Origin of the sequence: Marinobacter maroccanus (genome assembly GCF_002933275.1) — a bacterium.
GTDB lineage: Bacteria > Pseudomonadota > Gammaproteobacteria > Pseudomonadales > Oleiphilaceae > Marinobacter > Marinobacter maroccanus.
Genome location: NZ_PSSX01000025.1, coordinates 16,078 through 31,165, shown reverse-complemented (window position 1 = coordinate 31,165; position 15,088 = coordinate 16,078). Strand labels below are relative to the sequence as shown.

At 59.2% G+C, this 15,088-nt stretch carries 13 protein-coding genes; 12 read left to right on the top strand and 1 reads right to left on the bottom strand.

Annotated features, from left to right (window positions below):
* From KEHDKFFH_RS18570 to lpxC, 12 genes are all read left to right on the top strand, one after another.
* Positions 1-1,485, top strand: coding sequence for a UDP-N-acetylmuramoyl-L-alanyl-D-glutamate--2,6-diaminopimelate ligase (locus tag KEHDKFFH_RS18570; RefSeq protein WP_104323284.1), 1,485 nt, complete (start codon positions 1-3; stop codon positions 1,483-1,485).
* On the top strand, positions 1,482-2,870 hold the full coding sequence (locus tag KEHDKFFH_RS18565) for a UDP-N-acetylmuramoyl-tripeptide--D-alanyl-D-alanine ligase (RefSeq protein WP_104323282.1): 1,389 nt from the start codon (positions 1,482-1,484) through the stop codon (positions 2,868-2,870). The genes KEHDKFFH_RS18570 and KEHDKFFH_RS18565 overlap by 4 nt, the downstream gene beginning before the upstream one ends.
* Positions 2,855-3,940 carry a phospho-N-acetylmuramoyl-pentapeptide-transferase gene (gene mraY, locus KEHDKFFH_RS18560; RefSeq protein WP_064227007.1) on the top strand — a complete coding sequence of 362 codons (1,086 nt, stop codon included), beginning with the start codon at positions 2,855-2,857 and terminating at the stop codon, positions 3,938-3,940. Before KEHDKFFH_RS18565 ends, mraY begins: the two co-directional genes overlap by 16 nt.
* A 15-nt stretch (positions 3,941-3,955) precedes the next feature.
* Complete coding sequence (murD, locus tag KEHDKFFH_RS18555; protein WP_104323281.1) at positions 3,956-5,296, top strand: UDP-N-acetylmuramoyl-L-alanine--D-glutamate ligase; 1,341 nt, start codon at positions 3,956-3,958, stop codon at positions 5,294-5,296.
* Complete coding sequence (gene ftsW, locus KEHDKFFH_RS18550; RefSeq protein ID WP_104323279.1) at positions 5,296-6,495, top strand: putative lipid II flippase FtsW; 1,200 nt, start codon at positions 5,296-5,298, stop codon at positions 6,493-6,495. The genes murD and ftsW overlap by 1 nt, the downstream gene beginning before the upstream one ends.
* Positions 6,488-7,573 carry an undecaprenyldiphospho-muramoylpentapeptide beta-N-acetylglucosaminyltransferase gene (gene murG / locus KEHDKFFH_RS18545; protein ID WP_104323277.1) on the top strand — a complete coding sequence of 362 codons (1,086 nt, stop codon included), beginning with the start codon at positions 6,488-6,490 and terminating at the stop codon, positions 7,571-7,573. Before ftsW ends, murG begins: the two co-directional genes overlap by 8 nt.
* Positions 7,566-9,011, top strand: a complete 1,446-nt coding sequence (murC, locus tag KEHDKFFH_RS18540) for a UDP-N-acetylmuramate--L-alanine ligase (RefSeq protein WP_104323276.1) — start codon at positions 7,566-7,568, stop codon at positions 9,009-9,011. The genes murG and murC overlap by 8 nt, the downstream gene beginning before the upstream one ends.
* A gap of 1 nt (position 9,012) precedes the next feature.
* A complete protein-coding gene (locus KEHDKFFH_RS18535) occupies positions 9,013-9,984 on the top strand; it encodes a D-alanine--D-alanine ligase (RefSeq protein WP_192875808.1) in 972 nt (323 codons plus the stop codon).
* On the top strand, positions 9,977-10,816 hold the full coding sequence (locus KEHDKFFH_RS18530; RefSeq protein WP_104323274.1) for a cell division protein FtsQ/DivIB: 840 nt from the start codon (positions 9,977-9,979) through the stop codon (positions 10,814-10,816). The genes KEHDKFFH_RS18535 and KEHDKFFH_RS18530 overlap by 8 nt, the downstream gene beginning before the upstream one ends.
* A 36-nt stretch (positions 10,817-10,852) precedes the next feature.
* The gene (gene ftsA / locus KEHDKFFH_RS18525) at positions 10,853-12,088 is read left to right on the top strand and encodes a cell division protein FtsA (RefSeq protein ID WP_008176504.1); all 1,236 of its coding nucleotides are present in this window, start codon (positions 10,853-10,855) and stop codon (positions 12,086-12,088) included.
* 105 nt (positions 12,089-12,193) lie between these two features.
* Positions 12,194-13,351 carry a cell division protein FtsZ gene (gene ftsZ, locus KEHDKFFH_RS18520; protein ID WP_008176500.1) on the top strand — a complete coding sequence of 386 codons (1,158 nt, stop codon included), beginning with the start codon at positions 12,194-12,196 and terminating at the stop codon, positions 13,349-13,351.
* A 212-nt stretch (positions 13,352-13,563) separates the two neighbouring features.
* Positions 13,564-14,478 (top strand): UDP-3-O-acyl-N-acetylglucosamine deacetylase, encoded by a 915-nt coding sequence (gene lpxC / locus KEHDKFFH_RS18515; protein ID WP_104323272.1) that lies wholly within the window; start codon positions 13,564-13,566, stop codon positions 14,476-14,478.
* A gap of 11 nt (positions 14,479-14,489) precedes the next feature.
* On the opposite strand, the gene KEHDKFFH_RS18510 is transcribed toward lpxC, so the two are convergent.
* Positions 14,490-14,936, bottom strand: coding sequence for a DUF721 domain-containing protein (locus tag KEHDKFFH_RS18510; RefSeq protein WP_104323271.1), 447 nt, complete (start codon positions 14,934-14,936; stop codon positions 14,490-14,492).
* Positions 14,937-15,088: the final 152 nt, after the last annotated feature.

Below are 15,088 nucleotides of genomic sequence, written 5' to 3'. Positions count from 1 at the left end.
ATGTGCATCACATCTCTCAGCACGTTATTGCAAGGCATTGTGGCGGTTCCGTCGGTGTTCGATGTGACCATTCACGGTCTGAAAACCGACAGTCGCGAGGTCGCCTCCGGCGATGCGTTTATAGCCCTGTCAGGTGCCCGAACGCCTGCCGATTTTTATGTCGACAAGGCCATTGAGGCTGGCGCGACGGTTATCCTCCTTGAAGCTGAACAGGCCGGCGAGTGCACTGAGCACCATGGCGCCCTGATTGTGCCTGTTGCCGGCCTGCGAAGCCTGGTAGGCCGGATCGCAGACCGGTTCTTTGAACACCCGTCCCAACGGCTTCGCCTTATCGGTGTAACCGGGACCAATGGTAAAACGTCGGTCTGCCAGTATGTGGCCCAGTTGCTGAAGGAGACAGGTACTCCCTGCGGCATCCTGGGCACCTTGGGGTATGGCATGCCCGGTGCGCTTCAGCCAGCAACGCATACCACGCCGGATGCGGTTCAGGTTAACCGGGTCCTGTCCCGGATCGTGAAGCAGGAAGGTCGTGCTGCCGTGATGGAGGTGTCCTCCCACGCACTGGATCAGGGTCGGGTGGACAACATCTCCATGACCGGGGCCGTGTTTACCAATCTGACCCGGGATCATCTCGACTACCACGGCTCCATGGAAGCATACGGCGCAGCCAAGGCCCGGTTGTTCGAGCGGGAGGAGCTGCACTTTTCAGTGATCAATTTTGACGATCCTTTCGGCCGGCAACTGTTCGAGCAGCTGGACGGCAAATGTGATCGCGTGCGTTACAGCCTTCACGAGGCCCAGACTGAACTCTGGTTGCGTGAGTTCCGGCCAAGCGACGAGGGCTTTGAAGCTGAAGTGGATGGCGAGTGGGGCAGGTTTGCTATCGCCGTTCCCCTGATGGGCAGCTTCAACGCGAGCAATGTTTTGGCGGCGATGGCGACGGTCCTCACACTCGGGGTTCCGGTCGAGCGTGTTCAGCAGGCCACTGGCCGACTCACGCCGCCCCCTGGCAGGCTCGAGAGATTCGGTGGCGCCAATGGTGTCAGAGTGGTGGTCGATTACGCTCATACCCCGGATGCCCTTTCAAATGCGCTGGCAGCTTTGCGCCTGCATGTGGCTGGTGAGCTGATTTGTGTATTTGGCTGCGGCGGTGACCGCGATTCCGGCAAGCGTCCGGAAATGGCCCGGGAAGCCGAGAAGCTTGCAGATCGTGTGGTGGTTACCGATGACAATCCCCGCAGCGAGGATCCCCGGGCGATTGCACAGGATATTCTTGCCGGGTTCTCGGATTCGGCACAGGTGTCTGTTATCCACGACCGGGCTGAGGCCATCCAGTCGGCGATTCGTTCGGCCACTCCGAACGACCTCGTTCTGATTGCAGGAAAAGGGCACGAGGCCTACCAGGAAATCGCCGGCCAGAAATACCCGTTCAGCGATGCCGAGCAGGTTCGCCACGTCTTGAAACTCAATGGGGGTGTGGCATGATGCGCGCCTTTTCGCTGGCGGAAGCGAAGACCTGGCTGGGTGCTGAGTACACTTCGGGCGATCTTGCGTCAGTGAGCTTCAGCGGGGTTTCCACCGATACCCGTACCCTGGAGCGAGGGCAGCTGTTCGTGGCCCTGCGAGGCGAAAATTTTGATGGCCACCGTTTCCTGCAACAGGCGCTGGACAAGGGCGCAGTTGGCCTGGTTGTCGATACGTTTGATAGCAGTGTTGACCTGCCTCAGCTGGTGGTAGGCGACACTCTGGATGCCCTGGCCCGGCTTGCGGCGGGCAACCGTGAAGAAAGCAAAGCCGGCATTCTTGCGATCACCGGTAGCAGCGGCAAGACCACGGTCAAGGAGATGTGCGCCGCCATTCTGTCTCAGATGGGCAAGACGCTTTCGACAAAAGGCAACCTGAACAATCACATCGGTGTTCCGCTTACGCTGTTCGGCCTTTCTCCGGAACACCAGTATGGCGTGATTGAGCTGGGTGCCAGTGGGCTGGGTGAAATTGCCCATACCGTCGCCCTGGCGAAGCCCCGCGTTGCCATTCTCACGAATGCTGGTGAGGCCCATCTGGAAGGGTTTGGCAGCTACGAGAATATTGTTCTGGCCAAGGGCGAAATCATTGATGGCGTCGCGGCAGATGGGCTGATGGTTCTCAACCGCGACGACCCGGCTTTTGAGCAGTGGCGAATCCGTGCCGGCGCCCGCCGTGTCGTCGGGGTCAGCCGTCTTGGTGCCGAAGCGGATTATCACGCAGTCATCGAAGACCAAGGCGCCGGAACCAGAACCATTCAGGTGAGCGGGCCGGATGGCTGGCAGTGCCGGGTGACGCTGGGACTGGAGGGCGATCACAACATCACCAACATGCTGCTTGCCATTGCTGCCACCCGCGAGCTGGGTGCCAGTGATCAGGCGATTGCTGACGGGCTGGCCAGTGTTGCGCCGGTGAAAGGGCGGCTTCAGATTCTGAAGCTCTCGCCGGCACTGACGTTGATTGACGACAGTTACAACGCCAACCCGTCGTCCATGAAAGCCGCGCTTGGAGTTCTGGCCGGGCGCCAGGGGCAGAAGATTGCGGTACTTGGTGCCATGGCAGAGCTGGGCGCTGAGGCCAGGGTGTTGCACGGGGAAGTTGGAGAGTGTGCCCGAGAACAGGGCATCGACCGACTGATCACTGTGGGCCCGGGTTGTGAAGGTTATGCCGACGGGTTTGGAGCGTCCACGGAGCTTGGGCTGAGCCATGAGCAGGCCGTTGAATCGGCTGTTGGAGAGAAAAACACACCGTTGACAGTGTTGGTCAAGGGTTCTCGCAGTTCCGCCATGGAGCGTGTGGTGGAGGGAATTAAAGAAAAGGTGAACAACTCATGCTGCTCTGGCTGACAGAGGTCCTATCACAGTATTTCTCCGCACTGACGGTGTTTCAGTACCTGACCCTGCGTGGAATCCTGGGCACACTCACCGCGCTGCTGATTTCGCTGATCATTGGCCCGGTGATGATCCGCAAGCTGAGCCAGTACCAGATTGGTCAGGCGGTGAGGGATGACGGTCCCCAGACCCATCTCAGCAAAGCCGGTACGCCGACCATGGGTGGCGCGCTGATCCTGGTGGCCATCGGCATCAGTACGCTGCTCTGGGCGGATCTTGGCAACCGCTATGTCTGGGTTACCCTGTTGGTGACGCTTCTGTTCGGCGCGATCGGCTGGGTCGACGACTATCGCAAGGTGGTGGAGCGCAACCCGAGAGGCCTGCCGGGCCGCTGGAAATACTTCTGGCAGTCGGTCATTGGAGCCACGGCGGCCGTGGTGCTGTTCTTCAGCTCGGCGTTGCCGCAGGAGACATCTCTGTACGTGCCGTTCGTAAAGCAGGTGTCCCTCACCCTTGGCCCGGTACTGTTCATCCTGCTCAGCTACTTCGTCATTGTCGGTAGCAGCAACGCGGTCAACCTCACTGACGGCCTTGATGGGCTCGCCATCATGCCCACGGTCATGGTGGCCGGCGCACTCGGCATTTTCGCTTACCTGTCCGGGCACGCCCAGTTCGCTAACTACCTGCTGATCCCGCATCTTCCGGGCACCGGTGAGCTTATCGTTTTCTGCGGTGCCCTCGTCGGAGCCGGACTTGGTTTCCTCTGGTTCAACACCTACCCGGCCCAGGTATTCATGGGTGATGTGGGTGCCCTGGCCCTTGGCGCAGCCCTGGGTGTGGTTGCGGTTATTGTTCGCCAGGAAATTGTCCTGTTCATCATGGGCGGGGTGTTCGTGATGGAGACCATATCGGTAATCCTGCAGGTTGCGTCGTTCCGTCTGACGGGGCGGAGGATCTTCCGCATGGCGCCGTTGCACCACCACTTTGAATTGAAAGGCTGGCCGGAGCCGAGAGTGATTGTCCGGTTCTGGGTTATCACCGTCGTTCTGGTCCTGATTGGCATCGCCAGTCTGAAACTGAGATAGGAAAACGCTGCAACTATGAGTGTCATTGTTTCGGATCGTCGCACACTGGTCGTAGGGCTCGGTAAAACCGGGCTTTCCTGCGTGCGCTATCTGTCCGAACAGGGGCGGGACGTAGCTGTGGCCGATAGCCGCAAGGCTCCTCCGGGCCTTGAGCAACTGAAGGCTGACTGGCCGGATATCCCGGTGCACCTGGGCACTTTTGACAAAGAACTGTTTGCCGGTTTCAACGAACTGGTGGTAAGTCCGGGCATCAGCATTGCAGAGCCTGCCATTGCCGCAGCCGCACGCCAGGGAGCAAGAATCCGCGGTGACATTGATCTGTTCGCCGAGGCTGCCGATGCGCCCATCGTGGCCATCACAGGGTCCAACGGTAAAACCACCGTTACCACCCTGGTGGGTGAAATGGCGAAAGCCGCGGGCCGGAAAGTTGCTGTCGGCGGTAACATCGGCACCCCGGCGCTGGACCTTCTGGGTCAGGGCGCAGACCTGTATGTACTCGAGCTGTCGAGTTTTCAGCTCGAGACCACGGACGAACTGAATGCCCTGGCTGCGACGGTACTGAACGTCAGCGACGATCACATGGATCGTTACCCCAACAAGATGGCCTATTTCCAGGCCAAACAGCGCATCTTCCGGGGCTGCAAGAACGCCATTGTCAATCTGGACGACGCCCTGAGCACTCCCATGGCAAGGGACAACCTCAGGTTCCTTTGCTTCGGTTTTCACCGGGTGAACCCGGAAACCTTCAGCACCCGGGACGATGACCAGGGCACCTGGATTACCTTTGGCTTCGATAACCTCCTGTTGGCCAGCGAGCTGAAGCTGATGGGGCATCACAATATCAGCAACGTGATGGCCGCTCTGGCACTGGGCCATGCCGCCGGGCTGCCCATGGATGTGATGCTGACAGTCGCCCGTGAATTTCCAGGGCTGCCGCATCGCTGCGAGTTTGTGCGCCGGCTGAACGATGTGGATTTCATCAATGATTCCAAAGGCACTAATGTTGGAGCCACAGTGGCCGCCATTGAAAGCCTTGCACCGGACAATGGCAAAGTCGTGCTGATCGCCGGTGGTGACGGCAAAGGTGCCGATTTCACTGCCCTGGAAGCGCCCATTGCCCTGTATTGCCGGGCCGTGTTGCTGATCGGTCGTGATGCACCAGCGATCGCCGATGTGCTGGGCAGCGGTATTCCGGTTCATCGGATGGGTAGCCTCGCTGAGGCGGTCGCCCGTGCCTCGGAACTGGCCGCCCCCGGGGATCGGGTATTGCTTTCGCCGGCCTGCGCGAGTTTTGACATGTTCCGTGATTATCTGGATCGCGGTGACCAGTTCCGTTCTCTGGTGGAGGGCCTGTGATGCAGGCAGACCTTTCCCTGCAGAACCGGAATCAATGGCTTGGTGAGGTCCAGCCTCTGCCGATGCTGGTGATCAGTTCGGTCGCACTGCTGGTGATGGGCGTTGTCATGATTTCCTCGGCGTCCATGGATATGGCCGCTGAAACTATGGGCAACAGTTACCACTACGTGATTCGCCAGTTGATGTTTGCCGGTCTTGGCTGCCTGCTGGCACTGGTCGCCGTCAACGTTCCGGTAGCCTGGTGGGAACGCAGTGGCTGGTTGCTCCTGGGCATTGGTCTGCTGTCTCTTGTTCTGGTGCTCACGCCTCTGGGGCGCACAGTCAATGGCTCGACCCGCTGGATCCCGTTTGGCTTGTTTAACGTCCAGGTTTCGGAAGTGGCGAAACTCTGCCTGATTGCCTACCTGGCAGGTTACGTGGTCCGTCGCCGGGACGAACTGCTCAATACCTGGCTCGGCTTCCTGAAGCCGCTGGTTGTTCTTGGTCTGGCTTCGGTTCTGCTGGTCATCCAGCCGGACTTTGGCGCCACTGTGGTCCTGGTGACAGCGGCGGCGGGCATGATTTTCCTGAGCGGTGTGCGGCTTAGCCGGTTTGTACCCCTGATCGGCACGCTGGTGGTTCTGGGTGCCATTCTGATCGTTACCCAACCCTACCGTTTGAAACGGGTCGTCAGCTATCTCGACCCCTGGAAAGACCAGTTCGACAGTGGTTACCAGTTGACCCAGTCGCTGATCGCGTTTGGTCGCGGGGACTGGGGCGGTGTCGGCCTGGGCAATTCCATCCAGAAACTGTTCTATCTGCCAGAGGCCCACACCGACTTCATCTTTGCCATTATCGCGGAAGAGTTCGGTCTGTTGGGATCCCTGCTGGTGCTCAGCCTCTTCACCCTGCTGGTTGTGACCGGGTTCGTTATTGCCCGCCGGGCAGAGAAAGCGGACATGCCGTTCGGTGCCTGTTTCGCCTACGGATTGACCCTGCTGATCGGCTTGCAGGCAGGGATAAACATGGCGGTCAGTACCGGCCTTCTGCCCACCAAGGGGCTGACCCTGCCGCTGGTCAGCTACGGCGGATCCAGCCTGATGATCACCTGTATCTGCATCGGCATTCTGGCCCGCGTGGAAATGGAGCGTCTTGATCAGGAAAAACTCGCCCGGGAGAAGTCCGGCCCGAAGACGCGGGGAGGCGTGGTGTATGACTGAACAGCGCCGTTTCCTGATGATGGCCGGTGGTACCGGAGGCCATGTTTTCCCGGCCCTGGCCACGGCACGGGCACTCGAGGCACGAGGGCACCAGGTGTACTGGCTTGGTGCCAGTGGTGGCATGGAACAGCGACTGATTGGGGAAACCGATATTCCGCTGTCACTGATTCATATTTCCGGTCTGCGAGGCAAGGGCAAGCTCGCGCTGGTAACGGCACCGTTTCGTCTGATGCGGGCATTGGGTGAGGCGTTCACCATCCTGCGCCGGATTCGGCCGGATTGTGTGGTCGGTATGGGCGGGTTTGTCACCGGGCCCGGTGGCGTGGCCGCCTGGCTGAGCCGGACACCGCTGGTGATTCATGAGCAAAACGCCATTGCCGGCATGACCAACCGGATTCTGGTGAGATTTGCAAAAACCGTACTGGAAGCGTTTCCCGGCAGCTTCGGGCCGAAAGTTGTCACCCGCTGCACCGGCAATCCGGTTCGGGAGGATCTCGCAGCCCTGCCGGTGCCCGAACAGCGGCTGGCAGGGCGCGAAGGTGCGCTGAGGTTGCTGGTGATTGGCGGCAGTCTTGGCGCTCAGGTTTTCAACGAGCAGTTGCCCGAGGCGCTGGCCATGTTGCCGGAAGCGGATCGTCCGGTGGTTCGCCACCAATGCGGTGAGCGGCATGCAGATGCGGCCCGGCAGGGCTATGAGCAACACGGGGTTGAAGCCAGCGTGGAGCCGTTTATCAAGGACATGGCCGAAGCCTATCAATGGGCCGACCTGGTGCTGTGTCGGGCCGGCGCTCTGACGGTTTCCGAATTGTGCGCAGCTGGTATCGGCGCAGTGCTGGTGCCATTTCCCCACGCCGTGGACGACCACCAGACGAAAAATGGCCAGCAGATGGTGGCGGCAAAAGCGGCCATCCTCATCCCTCAATCAAAGATGACCCCGGCGGTGCTGGCGGAAACCCTGGGCGATCTGGCCCGGGACCGCAGTCGGGTAACTGATATGGCGAAGGCCGCGCGAACGCTGGCCCGCCCCGATGCAACGGAGAGAGTCGTGAATTACTGTCTGGAGGCCGCCAATGGCTGATGCAACCAATCCGCCCCTGGTCTATCAGGTGCCTGAAATGCGCCGGATCCGCCACATCCACTTTGTTGGGATTGGTGGTGCGGGGATGAGCGGCATCGCCGAGGTTCTCAAGAATCAGGGCTACGACGTTTCCGGATCGGATCTGAAAGAGGGGGCTGTGACTGATCGCCTTGAAGCGATGGGCGTTGAAGTCCAGATTGGCCATCGGGAAGAGAACAGCGCCAGTGCTGATGTTGTTGTGGTTTCTTCGGCGGTATCGGCGGAGAACCCGGAAGTTGTGGCCGCTCGCAGTCGTCGGGTGCCGATCGTCCCCAGAGCAGAAATGCTGGCGGAAATCATGCGCTACCGTCACGGCATCGCCGTGGCCGGAACCCATGGCAAGACCACGACCACCAGCCTGATTGCATCCATTCTGGGTGAGGCGGGTCTGGACCCCACGTTTGTTATCGGCGGCAAGCTCAACAGCGCCGGCACCAACGCCCAGTTGGGAGGATCCCGCTACCTGGTGGCCGAGGCGGATGAGAGCGATGCGTCCTTCCTGCATCTGACGCCGGTGATTTCGGTGGTGACCAACATCGAAGCGGATCACATGGATACCTACGGCGGCGATGTCGAGAAACTGAAGCAAACCTTCGTGGATTTCCTGCACAACCTACCGTTCTACGGTGTTGCGGTGATGTGTGTGGATGATGGTTACGTGCAGGAGATCATTCCCCGAATTTCCCGGGCGATCATTACCTACGGGATTGACAATCCGGATGCGGATTACCGTGCCGAAAGCATTAATTCCGATGGCCTACGCACACACTTTGTGGTGAAGCGTCCGGCCGGTCGCAGTGATCTGACAGTCGAGCTGAAGATGCCGGGCCGGCACAACGTGCTGAACGCGTTGGCGGCCATTGCCGTGGCCACAGACGAGGGCGTTGACGATGACGCCATCTGCCGCGGGCTGGCGGGCTTTGCCGGTGTCGGGCGCCGGTTCCAGGTCTACGGTGATTACCAGACACCCAAGGGCACGGTGACGCTGGTAGACGATTACGGGCATCACCCCACGGAAGTGCAGGCGGTTATCCGCGCGGCACACGATGCCTGGCCCGATCGTCGCCTGGTCATGCTTTACCAGCCGCACCGCTTTACCCGGACCCGTGACCTTTATGAAGACTTTGTCCGGGTGCTGTCGGAAGTGGACGGCTTGCTACTGATGGATGTCTATTCCGCCGGCGAACCGGCGATTCCGGGTGCGGACGGCCGGGCCCTGTGCCGCAGTATTCGCCAGCGCGGGCAGGTAGAACCGGTCTTTGTCGAGGATAACCGGGAAATTGAAGCCCTGCTGGCCAATGTCCTGCAGGACGGCGACCTTCTGATAACCCAGGGAGCCGGCGATATCGGTGGTGTGGCTTCGCGGCTGGCGGCCGCAGGAGTGATTGCGGGTGAGTGATATGCATCATACCGAAGCACAGACCTATCAGGCAGATCCCGACCTCGTGAGGGCGCTCGGTCGGGTTGCGGTCTTCATGGGCGGCGATTCCGCCGAGCGGGAAGTGTCCCTGAAGAGTGGCAAGGCGGTGCTGGCCGCGCTGGTATCCGCGGGTGTGGATGCCTATGCCGAAGACGTCAAGGGCTGCCTGCTGAGAACGGTTGATAACCCGCAGTTTGATCGTGTTTTCATTGCCCTGCATGGCCGGGGTGGCGAGGACGGTACCCTGCAGGCGATTCTCGCCCAGGCAGGGATTCCGTACACCGGCAGCGAAATGCTGGCCTCCGCTCTGGCGATGGACAAGCTCAGAACCAAGTACGTATTCGAAGGGTGCGGCCTGCCAACGCCGAAGTTCCGGACCATGTCCGGTGCAGACCAGGCGAACCAGATTATTGGCGAACTGCGAGCGCCATTGAGCGTGAAGCCCTCCCGAGAAGGCTCAAGTATCGGCATCCGAAAGGTGCATACCGCAGCTGAACTGGCTGAAGCCTACGAAGCCGCGGCGGCCCTGGATAGCCTGGTACTGGTCGAAGAGTGGATCGAAGGGCCTGAGTTCACCGTCAGTCTGTTGCAGGATCAGGCCCTTCCGGCCATTGGTCTGAGCGCCAGCACCGACCACGTTTTTTATGACTACGACGCCAAGTACCTGGCAGACGACACCCGCTATCAGATTCCCTGTGGTCTGGCACCGGAGGACGAAGTTCGCCTCCAGCACTTGGCACTGGATGCGTTCCGTGTTGTCGGCTGTCGGACCTGGGGCCGGGTCGACATTATGCAGGACAGCGACGGCCAGTTCTGGCTGCTGGAAGTCAATACCGTGCCCGGGATGACCGACCACAGTCTCGTGCCCATGGCAGCGAAAGCGGCAGGCATCAGTTTTGAGGAACTCGTGGTCCGGATACTGAAGGACACCCTGGAGGGCGCCGATGCTTGAAACACTGCTGATCCGGAGCCGGGCGACACCGTCCGAGCCCCCGCGGCGCCGGGGGGCAACGTCCCTCGGTCCTGAGCGGGACCGGTTTGGCGTGTTGAAGGGTGTCCTGGCGGCCGTGCCCTGGCTTCAGGTGGGCATGGGCGCCGTGATTGTACTGTTGGCCGCCCTGGTGCCCTGGGGTACCGGCAAGGTGCTGGGTGCCATGGATCAGCAGATCCTGGCGGTGGATGTGAAAGGCGATTTTGTGGGCGACAGCCGGGTAGCCATTGAGCGCGCTGCTGGCGACTGGATCGGCAAGAGCTATTTCGCCACGGATCTCTCGGACATCAAAGAGAGCCTTGAGCGCCGGCCCTGGGTTGAGTCCGCCGCAGTGCGTCGCGTGTGGCCGGACCGGCTGGTCATCGATATCCGGGAGAAAAAGCCGCTGGCCTATTGGACCGACGGGCGTCTGGTCAGTCGGACCGGTGAACTGTTCGCGCCGTCCAATCCGGAAGTGGCAGGTCGACTTCCGCGTCTGGCCGGACCCGACGAAAGAGTACGGGATGTGATCAATATGGCGCGGACCATGAGCGACAGGCTGGTCGCCCGGGGGCTCGGATTTTCGGGCCTGGCCCTGGAACACCGGGGTGCCTGGACCCTGCAACTGGCCAATGGCATCGAGGTGGTGCTTGGCCGGGATCAGGTGGAACAGAGGTTCGAGCGGTTTATCACGGTTTATGAAAACCGGCTGGCAGCACGGTCGGACGAAGTCAGTCGGGTGGATGCCCGTTACACCAATGGTGTTGCGGTCAAGTGGAAAGCTGTTGAGACAGCCTCCAGCCCAAAATCATAGCAACGGTTAATTCAGACCTACGGTTTGGTGGAATACATGTCATCGGTTGAAACGGAAAACATGATTGTCGGCCTCGATATCGGAACCTCGAAGGTGGTTGCGATTGTCGGCAAGCGCAAGATGGACGGCACCATCGAAGTGGTGGGCATTGGTTCCCATCCTTCCCGGGGCCTCAAGCGTGGAGTGGTGGTGAACATTGAAACCACGGTCCAGGCCATTCAGCGCGCGGTGGAAGAGGCGGAGTTGATGGCCGGGTGCCGCATTCACTCGGTGTACGCGGGCATTGCCGGCAGCCACATCAAGAGCCTGAACTCCCACGGGATTGTTGCCATCCGTGATCGTGAGGTCACCCAGGCCGACATTGACCGGGTGATCGATGCCGCCCAGGCCGTCGCGATTCCTGCAGACCAGAAGATTCTTCACATTCTGCCCCAGGAATTCGTGATCGACAGTCAGGAAGGGATCAAGGAACCAATGGGTATGTCCGGTGTGCGTCTGGAAGCAAAGGTGCACCTGGTGACCTGTGCGGTGAATGCCGCCCAGAACATTGAGAAGTGCGTGAAGCGCTGTGGTCTTGAGGTGGACGACATCATCCTGGAGCAGCTGGCATCCAGCCACGCCATCCTCACCGAAGACGAAAAGGAACTCGGGGTCTGTGTGGTGGATATCGGTGGCGGCACCACTGATATTGCCGTGTTTACCGGCGGCGCTATTCGACACACGGCGGTGATTCCGATTGCCGGCGACCAGGTGACCAACGACATCGCGATGGCGTTGCGCACACCGACCCAGAATGCTGAAGAGATCAAGATCAAGTATGCCTGTGCACTGACCCAGCTAGCCGGTGCGGATGAAACCATCAAGGTGCCCAGTGTTGGCGATCGCGCGCCGCGGGACTTGTCCAGGCAGGCCCTGGCCGAGGTGGTGGAGCCGCGCTATGAAGAGTTGTTCACCCTGGTGCAGTCAGAGTTGCGCCGGTCCGGGTTCGAGGATCTGATTCCTGCAGGCATCGTGATAACCGGCGGTTCTTCCACCATGGAAGGAGTGGTGGAACTGGCCGAAGAGATCTTCCACATGCCGGTAAGACTGGCCTGTCCGCAGGCGGTCTCAGGCATGACGGAGGTGGTTAACAATCCGATCTACGCCACTGGCGTCGGGTTGTTGATTCATGGTTTCCGCCAGATGGATCTGGGGCGGGCACCGGTGCTCAAGGGTGAAGATGCACCCTCGCTGTTTGAGCGCATGAAAGCCTGGTTTACCGGTCATTTCTGACGGAATCGGGTGGCAGTCTAAAAAGAAACGAAGGTATCTCGAAAACACAATCTCGAACAAACAGCCCGGAACAAGGGCTGAAAACAGCACGAAGGAGTAGGGGAAATGTTTGAACTCGTCGATAATGTCCAGCAAAACGCTGTCATTAAAGTCGTCGGTGTAGGCGGTGGTGGCGGCAACGCCGTTCGCCATATGCTTAACAGCGACATCGAAGGTGTGGAATTCATCTGCGCCAACACAGATGCTCAGGCGCTGACCGATATGGATGCGCGTCAGATCATCCAGCTCGGTGGCAATATCACCAAGGGGCTGGGTGCCGGCGCCAATCCCGAGGTTGGTCGTCAGTCCGCCCTGGAGGATCGTGATCGCATCGCCGAAGCCATCAAGGGCGCGGACATGGTCTTCATTACCGCGGGCATGGGCGGTGGTACCGGCACCGGTGCTGCGCCAATCGTGGCGGAAGTGGCCCGTGAGCTGGGCATCCTGACCGTTGCCGTTGTCACCAAGCCTTTCATGTTCGAGGGTGGCAAGCGCATGAGCGTTGCCGAATCCGGCCTGAAAGAGCTGGAAGAAAGCGTCGACTCCCTGATTACCATCCCCAATGAAAAGCTGTTGGCGGTTATGGGCAAGAAAACCAGCCTGCTGGACGCGTTTGCCGCTGCCAACGATGTGCTTCTGGGCGCTGTGCAGGGTATCGCCGACCTGATTACCCGTAACGGTATGATTAACGTCGATTTTGCCGACGTGAAGACGGTCATGTCCGAGATGGGTATGGCGATGATGGGCACCGCTCGCGCCACTGGCGAAAACCGCGCGCGGGAAGCAGCCGAAGCGGCCGTTCGCAGCCCGCTGCTGGAAGATATCAACCTGCAGGGTGCCAAAGGTATTCTGGTCAACATCACCGCTGGTATGGACCTCAACCTGGGCGAATTCTCAGAGGTTGGCGACATTGTGCGTGAGTTTGCCTCTGACTCTGCCACCGTTGTTGTCGGTACCGTCATTGATCCGGAAATGACCGACGAACTGAAGGTAACGGTTGTTGCGACCGGCCTGGGTGGTGATCGCGAGAAGCCAACCAAGGTTGTGGACAATACCCGCACCCTGGATGGAAAAACCGATTACAACCAGCTGGACCGCCCCGCTGTTCTGCGTCGTCGGGCCGTTTCTCACGGAAACGTGGCTATCGACCAGAGCAAGGACAGTGAGGAGCAGGGTGTCGACTATCTCGATATTCCCGCATTCCTCCGTCGGCAGGCTGACTGATAATCTGGTGCAATTGTGATCCGGTTCCGGTTCGTGTACGAAATATGGAACCCGAAAACCGGTAAATACGTGCACTGATTGCCATGGGTTGCGTGCTGGATGAACATTCAGCAACAACGGATTGGTTAAATGGTATTCAGTCTTATTTTCTGATATTCTCCGGGCAGATTTTTGCCCAGAATATCGCCTTTTTGTGACGGAATTATGTACCGATGATCAGACAACGGACACTTAAAAACACCATCCGTGCCACCGGTGTTGGCTTGCACTCGGGTGAGAAGGTCTACCTGACCCTCAAGCCTGCCCCGGTGGACTCCGGTATCATCTTCCGCCGTACCGATCTTGATCCCATGGTTGAGATTCGTGCCTGTGCGGAAAATGTGGGTGAGACCATGCTGTCCACGACGCTGGTAAAAGACGGTGTCCGTGTGGCGACGGTAGAGCATCTGCTCTCGGCCATGGCTGGTCTCGGGATTGATAACTGTTTCGTCGAGCTTAGCGCCGCGGAAGTGCCCATCATGGACGGCTCTGCCGGTCCTTTTGTGTTTCTTCTGCAATCCGCCGGTATTGCCGAGCAGGATGCGGCCAAGCGTTTTATCCGCATCAAGCGTGAGGTAACGGTTGAGGAAGGTGACAAGAAAGCGACTCTGCTGCCGTTCGAAGGCTTCAAGGTCAGCTTCGGAATCGACTTTGATCACCCGGTGTTCAAAGGCCGCGCCCAGACTGCAACCGTCGATTTTTCCAGCACCTCCTTTGTGAAGGAAGTGAGTCGCGCACGGACCTTCGGGTTTATGCGTGACATCGAAAAATTGCGCGCCATGAACCTCGCCCTTGGTGGCAGTGTGGATAACGCCATCGTCGTTGATGACTACAAGATCCTCAACGAAGACGGGCTGCGCTATGACGATGAATTCGTGAAGCACAAGCTGCTTGATGCCATCGGTGACCTTTATCAGTTGGGCAACAGCCTGATTGGTGAATTCCGTGGTATCAAATCCGGCCACGATCTGAACAACAAGCTGTTGCGCAAGCTCAGGGCAGAAGAGGACGCCTGGGAAGTGGTTACGTTTGATGATGAGGCCACTGCCCCGATTTCCTATATGAAGCCTGTGCTGGCGGCGGGTTAAAGGCGGACGCTTTAATCCCGGACGTGGCTAGCGAGTTTTTCGAGAACCTCGCGTAATGCTTTATCCTTCGTGTGCCCGGCTTCCTCTTTGAGGAGCCGGGCATTTTCTTTGCTCAAAGGCTCTTTTTTGAATACCGGCTTTTCCCGGAATCTGGGTGGGGCAACCTTGACCTTCAGTTTCCAGACAAACCGGAAGAGTTCGTTCTCTCGAAGTTTCTCCATGATCTCGTGTTGGCGGAACCGGATCTGACTGGCTTTGCCGGCGGATTCGGCGGTCAGAACCAGTTCGCCGTCCTTGCAGCTGACAAAGCGTGTCCCCTTGACCAGATCCTGGGGAAGGGCCGCCAGAACTTCCTGCTCCGCCTGTCGGTGGAGCTCGGCCTTTGCAACGAGATCTTTGAGCACCGGGGTCTTGCCAAGCTTGTCAAAGGTCATTTTTTGCTCGCTTTTCCGTTTCATGGCGGCGTTTTTACTCGACGGCTCCGTTTACGATTGGTTACACTTCGGCACGGTTTATGCGTAGTGCCTGTATTACACTCGTTTTACATTGTGACAAATGAGTATGTCTACCGGGCGCTGCAATTTTTTCAGTATGTAGCTGTTGCCAAAGG